The organism is Clostridium thermopalmarium DSM 5974 (assembly GCF_002995795.1).
Classification (GTDB): domain Bacteria; phylum Bacillota; class Clostridia; order Clostridiales; family Clostridiaceae; genus Clostridium_H; species Clostridium_H thermopalmarium.
In genome coordinates, this window is sequence record NZ_PVXN01000011.1 from 86,889 (window position 1) to 104,048 (window position 17,160).

At 30.5% G+C, this 17,160-nt stretch carries 14 protein-coding genes; all 14 read right to left on the reverse strand.

The features are described from left to right. Position 1: 1 nt before the first annotated feature. Positions 2-1,408 carry a lipopolysaccharide biosynthesis protein gene (locus tag CPAL_RS03210; protein ID WP_061857043.1) on the reverse strand — a complete coding sequence of 469 codons (1,407 nt, stop codon included), beginning with the start codon at positions 1,406-1,408 and terminating at the stop codon, positions 2-4. A 55-nt stretch (positions 1,409-1,463) separates the two neighbouring features. Continuing rightward, positions 1,464-2,570 carry a LegC family aminotransferase gene (locus CPAL_RS03215; RefSeq protein ID WP_061857044.1) on the reverse strand — a complete coding sequence of 369 codons (1,107 nt, stop codon included), beginning with the start codon at positions 2,568-2,570 and terminating at the stop codon, positions 1,464-1,466. A gap of 148 nt (positions 2,571-2,718) precedes the next feature. Then, a complete protein-coding gene (locus CPAL_RS03220) occupies positions 2,719-3,714 on the reverse strand; it encodes an NAD-dependent 4,6-dehydratase LegB (protein ID WP_106024085.1) in 996 nt (331 codons plus the stop codon). A gap of 40 nt (positions 3,715-3,754) precedes the next feature. Further along, positions 3,755-4,804 (reverse strand): nucleotidyltransferase family protein, encoded by a 1,050-nt coding sequence (locus CPAL_RS03225; protein WP_106024086.1) that lies wholly within the window; start codon positions 4,802-4,804, stop codon positions 3,755-3,757. A gap of 4 nt (positions 4,805-4,808) precedes the next feature. Beyond that, positions 4,809-5,447: an acetyltransferase gene (locus tag CPAL_RS03230; RefSeq protein ID WP_106024087.1), complete on the reverse strand. Its 639-nt coding sequence runs from the start codon at positions 5,445-5,447 to the stop codon at positions 4,809-4,811. 15 nt (positions 5,448-5,462) lie between these two features. Then, complete coding sequence (neuC, locus tag CPAL_RS03235; protein ID WP_106024088.1) at positions 5,463-6,611, reverse strand: UDP-N-acetylglucosamine 2-epimerase; 1,149 nt, start codon at positions 6,609-6,611, stop codon at positions 5,463-5,465. A gap of 18 nt (positions 6,612-6,629) precedes the next feature. Further along, on the reverse strand, positions 6,630-7,676 hold the full coding sequence (gene neuB, locus CPAL_RS03240) for an N-acetylneuraminate synthase (protein ID WP_061857049.1): 1,047 nt from the start codon (positions 7,674-7,676) through the stop codon (positions 6,630-6,632). Further along, a complete protein-coding gene (locus CPAL_RS03245; RefSeq protein ID WP_061857299.1) occupies positions 7,669-8,373 on the reverse strand; it encodes an acylneuraminate cytidylyltransferase family protein in 705 nt (234 codons plus the stop codon). Before CPAL_RS03245 ends, neuB begins: the two co-directional genes overlap by 8 nt. Positions 8,374-8,471: 98 nt before the next feature. Next, a complete protein-coding gene (locus tag CPAL_RS03250; protein WP_061857050.1) occupies positions 8,472-9,212 on the reverse strand; it encodes an acyltransferase in 741 nt (246 codons plus the stop codon). Between the two features lie 20 nt (positions 9,213-9,232). After that, on the reverse strand, positions 9,233-10,336 hold the full coding sequence (locus CPAL_RS03255; RefSeq protein ID WP_106024089.1) for a Gfo/Idh/MocA family protein: 1,104 nt from the start codon (positions 10,334-10,336) through the stop codon (positions 9,233-9,235). 71 nt (positions 10,337-10,407) lie between these two features. Continuing rightward, the gene (locus CPAL_RS03260; RefSeq protein WP_061857052.1) at positions 10,408-11,724 is read right to left on the reverse strand and encodes a nucleotide sugar dehydrogenase; all 1,317 of its coding nucleotides are present in this window, start codon (positions 11,722-11,724) and stop codon (positions 10,408-10,410) included. A gap of 119 nt (positions 11,725-11,843) precedes the next feature. Further along, complete coding sequence (locus CPAL_RS03265) at positions 11,844-13,691, reverse strand: polysaccharide biosynthesis protein (RefSeq protein ID WP_061857053.1); 1,848 nt, start codon at positions 13,689-13,691, stop codon at positions 11,844-11,846. A gap of 313 nt (positions 13,692-14,004) precedes the next feature. After that, positions 14,005-15,084, reverse strand: coding sequence for a tetratricopeptide repeat protein (locus CPAL_RS03270; RefSeq protein ID WP_106024090.1), 1,080 nt, complete (start codon positions 15,082-15,084; stop codon positions 14,005-14,007). Between the two features lie 128 nt (positions 15,085-15,212). Further along, a complete protein-coding gene (locus tag CPAL_RS03275) occupies positions 15,213-16,949 on the reverse strand; it encodes a phospho-sugar mutase (protein ID WP_106024091.1) in 1,737 nt (578 codons plus the stop codon). Between the last annotated feature and the right edge of the window lie 211 nt (positions 16,950-17,160).

Genomic DNA, 17,160 nt, shown 5'->3' on the forward strand with positions numbered 1-17,160 from the left:
TTTATTTTTTACTCAAAATTCCTTTAACTTTATATGCTAATATAATTAACACGCCCATAACACAGATATATCGAACTAAAAAACTTTCTTTATAGAAATAGAAAATTCCGCTTGTAGCAAACATAAATGCTGAACCATATAAAAAGTATTTAAATTTAAATACTCTTACATTAGATATCTTAATAGATATAATATAATGGTATAAAAACAATAGCATATAAGATATTACTGTTGTCCAAGCTGCTGCAATAGCTCCATATATAGGAATCAATATATAATTAAGTATAACATTGGTAGCGGCTGCCATAAATGTACCTGCAGATATATATTGAGTTTTCTTAGTGTAAAACTCTAAATTACTAGGTATACTGTATAAAAATACAAAATAATAACCTAACATTATTAAAGGTACGAGTCCAAGCCCTTTTAGGAATCCCTTGCTTCCCATGACTTTACCTATCTCTGGTGATATGAAAACCAGCATAAACGCAATTAAAGAAAATAGTATTATATAATATTTTACTTTTTCCTCAATTTCTTCGTAATTTTCCTTGTTCATATTTTCGAAAAACCAAGGGACCCATGCCTTATTGGTAGCAACCCAAATTATCTGCAAAATCATTCCTATTTTATAAGCAAAACTATAAATTCCCGCTGCACTGGCATCTACAAATTTTTTTATCATAATTGTATCTGCAGAAGTTAATAGTATAGATGATAATGTGTGAAGTATTAAAGGTAATGAAATTGTAAGAGCATATTTCCAATACTTCTTAGAAATAAGCTTCTTGCCATTAATCATAGTGATTATATATAGTACAACTCCATAAGCTATAGTAACTATAGCTCCTCCCTCTATTCTACCATAATATCTATTACTGCTTAATCTGTTTACCATTATAATAGATAACACTATATTTAAAATAGCACTGCTTATAGATACAGATAAAAACTTCTTATACTCATACTTTGTAGTGAATTTTTGATTAGAATATTCTACTACAAAATTAAAAAAGCACTGTACAATTAGCAAAATTACTAAACTTTCACTTATTCCAAGAAGGTTTCCTATAGACTTCTTAAAAATAATAACAATTAAAAACCATATCCCAGATGAAATTGTGCCGAGAAAAAGGACTGAGGATAAGTATTGATCATAATCCTCCTTAAAATCAAATTTTGCTCTCTGCACAGAGGAAATAAGCCCCAAAGTTACAATAGTCATGAAAATTGAAAGGTAATTTGCATAAATTGAAACAATACCAAAATCACTTTCATTCAAAAGTCTTGTAAATATTGGTGTACTGATAAAGGAAATTCCCTGAAGAAACAAAGTTCCAACAGTATACCAAATCCCACTTCTTACTAGCTTATTTCCATATATCCTTTTTATAAAAGCCTTACTCATATCTTCCCTCTTTTTAAACAATAAAATCTATATTAAAACTTATAAAAGTTTTATTTTACTGTTTACTGCACCTTTTTATAATGTGGCATACCTTTTCTATTTCACTTTTCTTTATTCCAACTGAGCTCGGAAGGTTAATTCCCTTTTTACAAATTTCATCAGTTACACTCATATCTCCATGTTTACAATCTTTATATGGAGGCATTTCATGCACAGCCATAAAGAATGGTCTAGACTCTACTCCTTCTTCTTTAAGCACATTTATAAGTTCATCTCTTGTTATTCCATAATCATCTTCAATTAATATAGAGTATAGCCAATAGCAGTTTTCTGCCCATTCTTTTTCTGTTGGAAGAGTTACTCCCTTTACATCCTTTAAAAGCTCATTATAATATTTCGCATTTTCTCTTTTTATGTTTAAAAATTCTTCTACTTTCTCAAGTTGGGCAACTCCAAATGCTGCTAAAAGGTTAGGCATTCTAAAATTATATCCTACCTCTGGATGATAAAATGCCTTATTGTCTAAAATAACCTTAGTCTGAGTTGATAAAAACTTAGCCCTTTCTCCAAGCTTTTTATCGTTAGTTACAAGCATTCCACCAGCTCCAGTTGTTATAAGCTTGTTTCCATTAAAACTAAAAGCTCCTATATGTCCAATAGTCCCTGTCATTTTTCCATTATACTTAGAACCTAAAGCTTCAGTTGCATCTTCTATAATATATAGATTATACTTTTTTGCTATCTCCATTATTTTATTCATATCTACAGGATGACCATAAATATGTACAGGCATTATAGCCTTAGTTTTTGGAGTCACTAATTCCTCTACTTTGTCTGCATCCATAACAAAAGTATCTCTGCACACATCGCAAAATACAGGTTCTGCTCCTACATATCTTATAGTGTTCACAGGAGATATAAAAGTCATAGAAGGCACAATAACTTCATCTCCATGCCCAATTCCTAGAGTTATAAGAGCTAATTGAAGCGCTGCTGTGCCATTCATCGTTACAACTGCTGAACTTGCCTTAACATATTCAGCAAATCTTTTTTCAAATAAATCTACATAGCTTCCCACAGAAGAAACCCAGTTTGTATCTATACATTCTTTAACATACTTCCACTCATTACCACCCATTTCTGGTATACATAAAGGTATCATAAAACTCACTCCCATTAAATTTTTAATTGGAGGAATGAATAGCTTACATACGCTTTCACTCCCCAATTATGTTTATTTATTTTATCTAAAACTACGGTACATTGATGTAATGTTACGCACAATAAAAATACACAGCATTTTTATTGTATTACACATTATAAATGTCTGTTTTAAAGTACTGCATATTATTTTTGATCCATTCAATTGTTTCCTTTAGTCCCTCATCAAGAGTATACCTAGGCGCCCAATTCGTCAACTTCTTAATTTTCGTATTATCGGCCCATAATCTATTAACTTCGCTCTTTTCTGGCCTTATCCTTTCCTCATCACAAACTATTTTAACATCCGCCCCTATAATATCTATTATTTTTTGTGCTGTATCTCCTATACTTATTTCATAATTTGAACCTGCATTTATAACTTCTCCAATAGTTTTATCACTTTCTGCAACCTTTATAAAAGCTTCAGCTGTATCTTTAACATAGTTAAAATCTCTTGTTGGAGTTAGACTACCTAATTTGATTTCTTTCTTTCCAGCAAGCACTTGAGAAATTATTGTTGGAATTACTGCTCTTGCAGATTGTCTAGGACCATAAGTATTAAAAGGCCTTAATGTAACTATTGGTAAATTAAAAGACCTATAAAAACTTTCCGCCATCTTATCAGCACCTATTTTTGACGCAGAATAAGGTGACTGGCCCTGCATTGGATGCTTTTCATCTATTGGAACATAAAGAGCAGTTCCATAAGTTTCACTAGTAGAAGTATGTACTATTCTCTCAATATTATCTTCTTCTCTACAAGCTTCTAATATATTTGTAGTTCCTTCTACATTAGTTCTTACATATGCCATTGGAGATAGATATGAATAAGGTATTGCTATTAAAGCAGCTAAATGCATTATAACTTGTTGCCCTTTAACCATTCTCTTAACATTGTCGTATTCTCTTATATCTCCTGTTATAACATTTATACTATCCTTCACATTTTTATCAAAGGTATCAATCCATCCCCAATTATTAAAGGAATTATACTGTACAAGAGCTGTAACATTAGCACCTAACTCTACTAATCTTTCAGTTAAATGGCTTCCTATAAATCCTTCTGCTCCTGTTACTAAAACTTTTTTTCCTTTCCAATTCATGCTTTTACACTCCTTATGTTAATTTAGTCTTGTAGTACATTTAGAAAAATTTCTTTATATCTTCATTTGCCTTTTTAAAGTCATCCATTTGACCTATATCGGACCAATATTCTGTAATCTTATAAATTCCTGCTCTTCCATTATTTCGTACGACATCTTCTATAAGATCTGTCATATTATACATTTCGTTTTCTGGAATATATTTAGTGACTCTTTCACTTACAACATAAACTCCACTATTTATATGAAAGCTGTATGTAGGCTTTTCCTCTAAAGAAGTTATAAGATTTTCTTTTGTAACCATAACCCCATAAGGTACCTTTATCTCGTAATTTCTTGCACCTACAGTAATATCAAAATCATTGATCATGTGATGACTTAAAAGAGCATCAAAATCTATGCTTGTAAGTATATCACCATTTATCACAATAAAAGGCTTAGTTAATTTATTTTTAGCAAGGGCAATAGAACCAGCAGTACCTAATTTCTTAGTTTCTTTCACATATTCAATTTTTACATCAAACTCTTTTCCATCTCCAAAGTAGTCTTCTATAATGTCACCCTTATAGTTTAATGAAATAATGAAATTCCTATATCCATACTCTTTAAATTGTTCTATTATATGTTCTAATATAGGCTTTTCTCCTACTTTTAACATTGGCTTAGGCATATTTTCTGTAAGTGGTCTTAATCTGGTTCCAAGTCCACCAGCAAGAATAAATACATAATTATCTTTTTTATCGTAAGATAATATATCATCTAAAAAATATAAATCTATAATTCGTCCCTCATCATCTAAAACTGGAACCTGTCTTATTTTATATTTTAACATCATTTCTTTTACTTTTTTCTTACTTACAAATTTATTAACATATTTGTAATTTTCATTATATATTCCATGAATGCTATCATTTAAATTATGTCCTTTTAATAGAGCCCTTCTTATATTTCCATCTGTTATTACTCCTTTAACTTTGGTATTTTCATCAACAACAAAGGCTCCACCTATTAAATTTCTGTCTATGGCTTCCATTGCCTCTTTAATAGTTTCATTTTCACTTATACAGTATTTATCTAATGAAAACTTCATCAAATCACCTACGTTTTATTATTTTTCCAGGAATCCCTACTGCCGTTACGTTGCTTTCTATATCATTTAAAATAACAGCTCCTGCTCCTATGACTGCGTTATTTCCTACAGTTATTCCTTGAATAACTGAACTTCCTATGCCTATGTGACAATTATATCCTATCTTAACTCCACCTGCTATAGAGCTCCTTGGAGAAATATGAGTATTCCTTCCTATTATACAATCATGTTCTATTACACTTGATGTATTTATTATGCAATTTTCACCAATAACTGCTCCTGGATTTACAACTGCTCCTGCCATAACACAAGTTCCATCTTTAATCTCTGCATATGGTGATACTATTGCTTTGTTATGTATTAATTTAGGAATCTTAAATCCAATATTTTTTAATTTAAAATAGATTTTATCTCTAATTTCTATATTATCTAATGCTCCTATAGATACAAAAGCATTTTTCACTCCGCTCTCATATAGACTTTCTAATATGCTGTCATCTCCTATGACAGGTATATCAAGAATCTTTTTTTCTGCTCCTTCCTTATCCGTAACCCCTACAATTTCATATTTTTTTATGCTATTCAATATATCTATTATAACTTTGCAGTGGCCTCCGCCGCCTACGAGTACAATCTTTTCCACTAAAAACACCTTCTTTTAATAGGTTATTCTCTTTTGAATAAGATCTCTATTAATTTCTACTTTACTGAGAACATCAGCTATTTTTTCTCCTGCTTTTCCATCTCCGTATGGATTAATGCATTTTTTAAGTTTTTCTCTATATTCCTCATCATATAATGCTATTTTAATTCCTTTAAGTATTTCTTCCTTTTCATATCCTACATCTATTACATTTACAGCTCTAAGTCTGCCTTCCTGCCTAGTACCTATATTTATAACAGGCAATTTAAAGCTAGGAGCTTCTATTATACCTGAAGATGAGTTTCCAATCATAGCGTCTGCCACGTTTAAAAGGCTTAAATACTCAACCTGACTCAGATTTTTAAACACCTTAAGAAAATCATATTTATTTCTATACTCTTCTATGGCTCTGATTATTTCCCTTCCTCCATTGTCGCTATTAGGATAAGAAATAACTGTTTGAACTCCTGTTTCTACTATGGCTTCTAAAGTCTGACGTATTTGCCATTCTACTAACTCTCTCTCCGTAGTTACTGGATGTTGAGTCATTATAAAAATTTTATCATCTTTTAGATTAAATCTATTTAATATTTCTTCTCTAGACAAATACTCAGTATTTTTTATGTAGTCAATTCCTGGTGCTCCTACTACATAAATGTTTTCTTCTTTTTCACCCATTTTTATTATCCTTTTTTTGCTATCCTCTGTAGCTGGAAGATGTATGTGAGAAAGTTTAGTTATAGCATGTCTTATTGATTCATCTACAGTTCCAGTAACCTCTCCACCATGGATATGAGCCACTGGAATATTCATATGGATAGCTGCAAGAGCACCTGCTATCATCTCTCCTCTGTCTCCTAAAATTACCAATATATCTGGTTTTATTCTTTCTAGGCTCTGAGTTAAACTTATAAGAGTTATACCTATAGATTTTGCCATAGAAGCCCCTGTATCTGAGGCTAGTATGGTGTCTAACTTATCTTCAATGCGAAATCCATCTTTTTCAATTTCATTCACTGTCATACCAAACTCTGGGCAAAGATGCATTCCACAAACTATTAAGCTCAAATCTAAATCTGGATGATTTTCTATGGCTCTAAGCACTGAATAATATATTCCGTAGTCTGCTCTAGTTCCTGTAATTACAGCAATTTTTCTTTTCAAAGCTATTCAATCCTTCCACTAATCTTCTAGTAAGGTTAAATTTATCTGTTCATCTCTTTTTATATCTACTTTTGCCCGTTTTCCAACAAGCTCTTTATAATATTTAGGCGATAGACCATTACCAGGTCTTTTATAATCTAAGTCTTTAATTTGTATTATTTCTCCTCTTTTTATATCTCTTGATGCTACTATACTTTTTCTAGCTACTTTCATAGTATCCATTTCACTTCTAGTAAACATCTTAATTCCTGTGCCCATGGAAATTTCAACTTTCCTAACTTCTTCTACCATTCTTTTTAATTCATGAGGTTCTAATGAAGCCTTATGATCTGGTCCTTCCATGTTCTTATCTAACGTAAAATGTTTCTCTATTATATCAGCTCCTAGAGCTGCAGCAGCAATAGGAATAGTTATTCCATTTGTATGATCAGAATAACCTCCTACTACTTTAAAAGTATTTTTAATAGTGTTCATAGCCTTTAAGTTTACTGAGTCCAATGGTGCAGGATAGTTAGATGTACAGTGAAGCACAGCTATATCCTCTAATCCTAAATTTCTTAAAGCCATAACAGCGTCTTCGATTTCTCCTAAAACTGCCATTCCAGAGGATAATATAATAGGTTTATTAAACTTAGCTATATGTTCTAGCATAGGTATATTAGTCAAATCTCCAGAACTTATTTTAAATGCTTCCATACCTATAGAATTTAAAAAATCTGCGCTTTCAAAATCAAATGGAGTTGACATGAATATTATACCTTTCATGTCACAATACTCTTTTAAATCAGCAAATTCATCATAAGATAATTCAAGCTTTTTTAACATACTAAACTGGCTATCTTCTATTCCCATATTATCCTTTTGATACTTTGCCATTGCTGCATATTTTGTAACTAATTTTTCACTTTTAAAAGTCTGAAATTTTATAGCATCTGCACCTGCTTCAACGGCTTTATCCACCATTTTTTTTGCAAGATTTATATCTCCATTATGATTTACTCCACCCTCTGCAATTATAAAGCAAGGGTTACCATTGCCTAAGACTTTTTCTTTTATCTTAATCATCCATATTCTCCTCTAATATATATTCTGCTATTTTTACATCCAACATATTATCAATATCCACAGATTTATGTCTTTCCATAATATAAGGTATGGTATGCTCATCTACAAAGGTTCTATTTTCTATTAACATATCTACTGTATTTATATATATAGCTCCATTAAATATATAAAACTCCGGAAGATCCTGCCTCCTTAAATTGTCTCCATCAAATTTCAAGATAGGCTTAAGTTTTCCATATTCAATAGTCCTCATTAAAATCGGATTTTCATCTACCTTGCAGAGACTTACTAGTGATCTTCCTTCTTTTTCTATTATAGTTTCTATAGCAGCATCAATATCCTTCTCTGTTCTAAGAGGTGACGTTGGTTGAAGAAGTATTACATAGTCAAAAATCTCATCATTATCTTTAAGATAATTTATGCTATGAAGAACCACATCTATAGATTTAGACTTATCATCCGATATTTCTTTTGGTCTTAAAAATGGGGCTTTAGCTCCATATCTTAAGGAAACCCCTTGTATTTCTCTATCATCCGTCGATACTAATATATAATCTATATATTTTGATTTTTTAGCTGCTTCTATAGAATATGCTATAAGCGGCTTACCACAAAAGTTTATTATATTTTTATGTGGTATGCCTTTAGAACCACCTCGTGCAGGAATTACCGCTAAAATCCTCTTATTTTTATACATGTTTATCACCACGCCCTCTTATTAATAGCCAGTAACCAGATTATTTTATGCACTTATGTTTAAAGTATAAAGTTTTAATAATCTTTTTAAATTACTTATTATTGATTTTTTAGAAGTTGATCTTCTGGAACTTTTCTAAATATTTTTGCTGGATTTCCTGCAACTATTAGGGCTTCTTCTACATCTTTTGTTACAACACTGCCTGCTGCTGCAAAGCCATCTTCATTTATGGTTTTTCCAGGAAGAACTACTGCTCCTGCTCCTAGTCTACCACCTTTTTTTATAGTCACACCTTTAAACTTGCCAAAACGTTCTTTAGAACGAGCAGCATAATTATCATTAGAAGTTACAACACAAGGAGCAATAAATACATTATCCTCCACATTAGAATAAGCTGTAAGATATACATTAGTTTGGATTTTACAATTAGAACCTACTTTGCAGAAGTTTTCAATAGTAGCTCCCCTTCCAATTATGGTTGCAGTTCCTATAGTTACATCCTCTCTTATAGTAGCTAAATCTGCAATCAAAGTTTTTTCTCCAATCTCACACCCACAATATATAATCGCTCCTGCCCCTATTAAGCATTCGTCAGCTATTCTGCAAGGTTTATATTCTTTATCATCTTTAAATATACTGTTTACAGCTCTCATAGGAGTTTTACCAATTACGGTATTATCATCTATTCTTACATTATTTCCAATTATACTTCCTTCATGTATAACTACATTATGGCCTATTATGCAATTATCTCCTATCTGTACATTATTTTCTATAACTGCAAAGTGACCAATCTTTATATTGCTTCCTAACTTTGCACTATCAGAAATATAATTCATAAGTTTATCCTCTCTTATATTTATTTTTTTAAATAATATTTTTCCATATCTAAAGTTGAAAAATCCTCCATAGGGAATTTCACTGGCATTCCTGTTAATCTTGACTTATATGCTGCAAGAATTATTGACATAGCCTTTTTACCTTCTTCTCCATTTATTAGGGGCTCACTATTATTATTTATAGCATCTATAACGTTTTTAAATAAAGGAGTATGCCCTTTACCGTATACTGAATCTGGATCTTCTTCTTGAGCTTTTAGTATATCATCTTCATTATCCTTATTATCTGCAAATCTCCAAGTCTCAATTCTATTTACAGCAAGCCCTCCTATACAAGCAGTTCCATTTTCTCCGAAAATACTTAAAGTTTCTTCTAGATTTTTAGGATATACGCAAGCACTTCCTTCAATTATACCTATTGCACCATTTTTAAATCTTATTAATACTGCACCAAAATCCTCTGCTTCTATATCTCTTAAGAAAGTATCACACTGCGCATATACAGTATCTACTTCTCCCCCCATCATCCATTGAAGCAAATCTATATTGTGAATACATTGATTCATTAAAGTACCACCATCTTGTCTCCAAGTACCTCTCCATGGTGCTTGCTTATAGTATTCCATATTTCTATTCCATAGTATCCTTGCAGTACCATTTACAAGTTTTCCAAATCTGTTTTCGTCTATAGCCTTTCTTAGTTGTTGTATAGACTTATTAAATCTGTTTTGATGACAGATTGATAACTTTACATTATTTTCTTTAGCAACCTTTATCATTTCGTCAGCATCTTTAATTGATAAAGCCATAGGTTTTTCAACCATTGTATGTTTTCCTTTTTTCATGCAATAAATAGCTATTTCTGGATGATATCCACTTTCCGTAGCTATTGTTACTACATCTATATCTTCTTTCTCTAACATTTCCTTGTAATCGCTGTATGTATTTACTGTAAGATTTTCTCCCATCTTCTCTATATATTCATTTTTCTTATCAATAGCCTTATTTAAATTTACATCGCAAGTAGCCACCAAAATGGCCTCTTCTCTATTATTTACAAGTCCTTCAACGTGTTTATATGATATTCTTCCGCATCCTATTATAGCAAACTTTAATTTTTTCATATTTCATCACTCCTTAATCTTAATAAAGGATAAACCCTAAAGTCTTTATTTTAGGGTCTATCCTGCAATTTTTATAATTTGTGTATTTTTTCTCTATTGTTTTTAACTTCTTTTGAAGCATTTCTTGTGTCATAGAATATTTTAGCTCTATCAACTATAGCTTGATAGTCATAGCAGCTGTGATCTGTTGTTATTATAACAATGTCTGCTTCATCAATTGCTTTCTCCCACTCTACAGACACATATTCTTTCCCATTATGTTTAAATTTAGGGATATATGGGTCATTATACATTACTTCTGCTCCATTTTTTTCTAGATGTTCAATAACTTTTAATGCTGGAGATTCTCTCATATCGTCAATATCCTTTTTATAGGCAACTCCCATTAAAAGAACTTTGGAGCCATTTAAGGCTTTTTTCTCTTCATTTAAAAGTTTCATAGCATTTTCTACAACGAACTCTGGCATAAAATCATTTATTTCTCCTGCAGTTTCAATAAGTCTTGTGTGATAATCAAATTCTCTAGCCTTATATGTTAGATAGAAAGGATCTAGAGGTATGCAATGTCCACCAAGACCTGGACCTGGATAAAATGCCATATATCCATATGGTTTTGTTTTGGCTGCATCAATAACTTCCCAAATATCTATACCCATTTTTTTGCATAGTATAGCCATTTCATTTACAAGGCCTATATTTATATGTCTAAAAGTATTCTCAAGTATTTTTTCCATTTCAGCTACAGCTGGTGATGAAACCTTGTGAATATCACCTTCTAATACACTACCATATAGAGCTGCTGCAACTTCTGTGCAATCTGGAGTCACTCCTCCAACAACCTTTGGAGTGTTCTTAGTTTTAAACTGCTTATTACCCGGGTCAACTCTTTCTGGTGAAAAAGCTAAGAAGAAATCTTCTCCACATTTTAAACCTGATTCTTCTAAAATAGGCTTAACTATTTCTTCTGTAGTTCCTGGATAAGTTGTACTCTCTAAAACTACAAGCATTCCTCTATGAATGTACTTTGCAACATCTTTAGTTGAGTTTACAACGTAAGATACATCTGGCTGTTTAAATTTATCAAGTGGAGTTGGAACAGCTATTGCTACTGCATCTACATCCTTTACGAAAGAAAAGTCAGTAGTCGCCTTTAACTTGCCTTCCTTTACTAAATTAGCTAGATCTTCATCTAATATATCTCCAATATAATTATGACCTTCATTAACTAGTTGTACTTTTTTTTCTTGAACATCAAATCCTATTACATTATACCCTGCTTTAGCCTTTTCTACCGCAAGAGGTAATCCTACATATCCAAGTCCTACAACTCCTAATTTTGCAGTTTTGTTTTTTAGTTTTAATAATAATTCTTCTTTTAATGTTGCCATTATAATTCCTCCTAAATATTAAGGTTTTCTAAATTTACTCTTTCAGTGTATCTATATAACTTTATTTATAGTCTTTTCCACACCTAACAGGCATATACATAAACTATAATTGATTAAACCTACATATATTGTTTTGTTTTATACGTAGGAACTTTTTCTTGAAGAAGTTTAATTATGTCTTCCTTGTCTTTATAGATAACCTCTTTAAACTCTTCTATAGACTTTTCTACATAATCTATATCAAATTCCATAGGCTTTTCTACAAATATCTTTTCATGTTCTGTAGAGGTTAAAGCTACCTCATCCATTAAAAGCTCCTCATATAGTTTTTCTCCCGGCCTTAATCCAGTATATTCTATTTTTATATCTTCATCAGGTTTTAACCCTGATAATCTTATTAAATCTCTTGCTAAGTCTACTATTTTAACTGGTTCACCCATATCAAGAACAAATATTTCTCCCCCTTTAGCCATAGCTCCTGCTTGGATTACAAGCTGTGCTGCTTCTGGAATAGTCATAAAGAATCTGTTTATCTCAGGATGAGTAACAGTTACCGGTCCTCCTTCTTTTATTTGCTTTTTGAAAAGAGGGATTACAGAACCGTTACTTCCAAGAACATTTCCAAATCTAACTGCTACATATTCTGTTTCACTTGCCTTGTCAAAAGCTTGAATAATTTTTTCACAAAATCTTTTTGTGGCTCCCATGACATTTGTAGGATTTACAGCCTTATCCGTACTTATTTGTACAAACCTCTTAACTTTATAAATATTACTGCATTTTACTACATTATAGGTTCCAATTATATTATTTTTTATGGCCTCTGCTGGATTACTCTCCATAAGAGGCACATGTTTATGAGCTGCTGCATGGAATACCACATAAGGATTGTATTCACCAAATATATCCTTTAATCTATTAAAATCTCTAATAGATGCTATAACTACCTCTAAATCTAACTCTGGATACTTAGATTTTAGCTCCATTTGTAGCTCATATGCATTATTTTCATATATGTCCAATATTATTAATTTTTTTGGATTGAATTTAACTATTTGTCTACAGAGTTCAGAACCGATAGAGCCTCCTCCACCTGTAACCAATACAACCTTATCATTTATATACTTATTTATATTTTCATTATTAAGTTTTATTGGATCCCTTCCTAACAAATCGTTAATGTCCACATCTCTCAGTTGACTTATACTTACATTCCCATTGATTATTTCATAAATCCCTGGAAGAGTTTTTAATTTGCATCCTGTTTTTTTACATATATTATATATCTCTTTTCTCTCTTGGAAGCTAGCAGAAGGAAGAGCTATAAATATTTCTTCTACTTTACTATCTTTACATATTTTAAGAATATCATTTCTTGTTCCGATGATTCTAATTCCATTTATAACCTGACCTATCTTTGATAAATCATCATCGATAAGTCCAATTATATCATAATTTAAAGTTCTATGCTTTTTAATCTCTTTTATGAGCATAGAGCCAGCATCTCCTGCTCCTACTATTAAAACCCTAGATTTTTTATTATCATTATCACCTATAGCATTGGTACTTCTTCCAATAATTCTGTAAATAAATCTGGTTCCACCTAAAGCTCCTATAGATAACAGCCAAAAGATAATATGCACAGTAGCAGGAAATCTATAGTACATATTTTCTATCAATTTATAATTTACAAAATAACTGTATACTATAAAAATGACATTAGATAAAGATACCGAATATACAATAGAAATTAATTCATCCACAGAAGCATACTTCCATATATAATCATATAGATGAAATATTTTATTACAAAGCAAAGTTATTAAAATAACAGGAACAATAGACACTTTAAAAAATACTATATATTCCTTAGGTATATTAAAATCAAACCTCAATAACAGAGCAAAGTATAAAAATATAGTCACTAGTATAATGTCATAAACTACGAATTTCTTATTGTCCTTCAAGTTACCACTTCCTTAACGCTCTTTATTTACTCTAAATCATTTTACATCCCTAAATCATTTTACATCATTTTTTAAATTATTCAATGTTTTTATATAATATTTAGATTATGTGTATTAAAAAAACATGTTTTACGCATAAATATAACATTATGCATAAGACATGTTTATTATATCATAAATAGAGATTTAAAATATGTTAAATTTTATCTATTTCTTCATATAATTGAACAAATTTTAGATTATTTTTTATTAATATTACATATTATTATATATTTTATAAATTCACTTCTTAAATCTTTGTTTTTCAATTTATTTATACATTATTTAACATAACTTCTAGTTCCTTAACTATTTCATCATCTTTATTTATCTTTTTTGCAATTTCAAGATGAAGTTTAGCCTGCTTATAATCTCCCATATTTATATAACACATTATTAAATTAGTGCATACCTCAATAGACTTAGTAGCTTCAAATACTTTTCTTAAATATTTTACTGCTGTTTCAAAATCTCCAAGAGAAGCATAATTAATTCCCATTTCATTAAAAACTTCAGGATAGGAATTATCTATTTCAAGAGAACTTTGCAAATAATAAATAGCCTTTTCAAAATTTTTTAACACTCTATATGCAATAGCTATATAATAATAAATTTCCGCACTATCACCTAACTGATCAAGCATAGGTAGCAGTATCTTAAGTGCCTCTTTAGGTTCTTCATATACAAGCTTTTTAGCTTTATCATATTCATTTATTATCTTTAATGATTCTTTAAATTCAAGGATTTCTGCTGTTTCTTCTCCTCCTCTAGAAATGTAGTTATTTATAGAAAATAAGGCCCCATAATAGTCTCCTTTATCTCTTTCTATCATTGCTTCATATAAATACGGAAGTGCATAACCTTCTATAGATTTAGCTTTATCAATTATCTCTAATTCCTCTTCCAAATACATATCGCTAGAAGCTCTTAAATTATCTGAAAGCATTATTAACTTATCAAAAACTTCCTTACTTTTATCGATTTGCAAAAATCCTTTTAACATAATATAAGCTTCTTCATATTTTTTACTTTTTACCTTCTCTGCTATCTTTCCCTTTATAAACTCTGAGGATTTAGGAATACTATTTATGAGCTTTTTATAAATATTATTAAATCTAAAACCCTCGTCAGCTCCTAGTACATATATCATACCTTCAACAAAAAATGCTATAGGTATACTTTCTACGTTTTTCCCTTCCTTTACTTTATTTATTATATCTTCTGTGGCTATTGGCATATAGATTTCTTCATTTTCTTCAAATTTAGTATTAAATATAGACTCAACTCTTTCTTTTTTCATTTCTAAGAATAATAGCTTTGATAGTTTATCCTTAAAATGAGCTTTTATATCCATTAATTTTCACCAACCTAATCTAGTTTATAATTATGTATTTTATCAGTATCATTATAATATTAAATGGCTTTATTTGCAAAATATCATAAAAATAGATTAACTGCGAAAAATATCGCAGTTAATTGAAATTATTGATTGCAAGAATTATTGATTATTTCCATAACAGACTCTTTTAAAGTATTCATTTTTATCTTAGCATCTGTTATACTGTTTCCCTTAACCGATAAATATATTTTCATCTTTGGTTCTGTTCCAGAAGGTCTTACTACAAAAGATGAATCATCTTCTAAAATGAACTTAAGAACGTTAGATTCTGGCAAATCTATAACATATTCTGCTAATGTTATTAAATTCTTTTCTATTCTTTTTTTGTAATCTAGCTTTCTTACTATTTTTGTACCATTTAAATCTGATTTCATAGAATGTCTTAGATGTTCTAAAATTTTCCATATCTTTTCTTGTCCATCTTTTCCTTCTAGCTTTATTGATACTAACTCCTCTTTAAAGAAGCCGTACTTATCATATAAATTCATAAGACCGTCATAAAGACTCATTCCCTTTTGCTTATAATATAATGCCATTTCGCATATAAGCATTGATGCTATTACTGCATCCTTATCTCTTACGAAGGTTCCTGCTAAATAGCCATAGCTTTCTTCAAACCCAAATATATAGGACTTCTCCCCAGTCCTCTCAAATTCTTTTATTTTTTCACCTATGTATTTAAATCCAGTTAATACATCTATGACTTCTACATTAAAAGACTTTGCAATCTCAGCTGTCATATCAGTAGTAACAATGGTCTTTATTACTACTCCGTTTTTAGGAAGACTTCCTTTTTCTTTTAAAGAGGATAATATATACTCAGTTAATAGAGCTCCCATCATATTACCTGTTAAAACTTTATATTCTCCTCTATTATCTTTAACAACTGCTCCTATCCTATCACAGTCAGGATCTGTTCCAAATATAATATCCGGCTCAATCTCTTCTGCCATCTTTAATGCCAAATTAAACACCTTTGATTCTTCCGGATTAGGATATTCTGCTGTAGGGAAGTTTCCATCAGGCATTTCCTGTTCTTTTACAACATGAACATTTTCATAACCTAATTCTTTTAACACTCTTCTAACAGGTATATTTCCAGTACCATGAAGAGGAGTGTATATTATCTTTAATTCTTTAGCTTTTTCCTTGACCAAGTCTTTTCTTATGCTTAAATTTTTTACCTTATCTATATATGCATTATCAACTTCCTCTCCTATAATTCTTAGAAGGCCACTTTTTTTAGCTTCATCCATATCTATAAATTTAATTTTAGAAAAATCATCGATATTATTTATAAATGATAAAATTTCTTTAGCTGTATCATCAGTTACTTGTCCACCATCTTCTCCATATACCTTATATCCATTATATTCCTTAGGATTGTGAGATGCTGTTATAACAATTCCTGCCTTACTTTTTAAATACCTCACTGTGTAAGATAAAATTGGCGTAGGTCTTAGAGATTCAAACAAATTAACTTTTATTCCATTTGCACATAAAGTTAACGCTGCAAACTCTGCAAATTCTTTGGACATATTTCTAGAATCATAGGCTATACTTACTGATATATCCTCATCATAATACTTATTTAGTAGATATTCGGCTAAGCCTTGAGTTGCTTTTCCTACAGTATAAACATTCATTCTATTAGAACCTGCACCTATAATTCCTCTAAGTCCTCCAGTACCAAATTCTAAATCCTTATAGAATCTATCTTCTAATTCCTTTTCTTCACTTATATTTCTTAATTCTTCTTTAGTTTTTTCATCAATTATTTTTGAATTTAGCCATGTGTTATATTTCTCTAAATAATCCATTTTATACCTCCCAATGTTACATACTAAAATAATTATACAATAAAATAATAAATTAGCAAAAGATTTTTTACAAAAAAAGTAAAACTTAAATTGCAATATTAAATGCAACACCCCTGTGAAAAAATCATGTAGAATAGGACTGACAATAGTCAAAATCAGCCTTAAGCCCATCTTAATAATAACAGGAGATGGCGTACATGGGTTTGTCAAG

Excerpts from the sequence above, each read along its gene's own strand:
- CPAL_RS03260 (WP_061857052.1), bottom strand. The coding sequence starts at position 11,724 with ATGGCAACATTAAAAGAAGAATTATTATTAAAACTAAAAAACAAAACT.
- CPAL_RS03270 (WP_106024090.1), bottom strand. The coding sequence starts at position 15,084 with ATGGATATAAAAGCTCATTTTAAGGATAAACTATCAAAGCTATTATTC.
- CPAL_RS03220 (WP_106024085.1), bottom strand. The coding sequence starts at position 3,714 with ATGAATTGGAAAGGAAAAAAAGTTTTAGTAACAGGAGCAGAAGGATTT.
- CPAL_RS03255 (WP_106024089.1), bottom strand. The coding sequence starts at position 10,336 with ATGAAAAAATTAAAGTTTGCTATAATAGGATGCGGAAGAATATCATAT.
- CPAL_RS03215 (WP_061857044.1), bottom strand. The coding sequence starts at position 2,570 with ATGATACCTTTATGTATACCAGAAATGGGTGGTAATGAGTGGAAGTAT.
- CPAL_RS03210 (WP_061857043.1), bottom strand. The coding sequence starts at position 1,408 with ATGAGTAAGGCTTTTATAAAAAGGATATATGGAAATAAGCTAGTAAGA.
- CPAL_RS03225 (WP_106024086.1), bottom strand. The coding sequence starts at position 4,804 with ATGAAGTTTTCATTAGATAAATACTGTATAAGTGAAAATGAAACTATT.
- CPAL_RS03275 (WP_106024091.1), bottom strand. The coding sequence starts at position 16,949 with ATGGATTATTTAGAGAAATATAACACATGGCTAAATTCAAAAATAATT.
- neuB (WP_061857049.1), bottom strand. The coding sequence starts at position 7,676 with ATGATTAAGATAAAAGAAAAAGTCTTAGGCAATGGTAACCCTTGCTTT.
- CPAL_RS03250 (WP_061857050.1), bottom strand. The coding sequence starts at position 9,212 with ATGAATTATATTTCTGATAGTGCAAAGTTAGGAAGCAATATAAAGATT.
- CPAL_RS03245 (WP_061857299.1), bottom strand. The coding sequence starts at position 8,373 with ATGTATAAAAATAAGAGGATTTTAGCGGTAATTCCTGCACGAGGTGGT.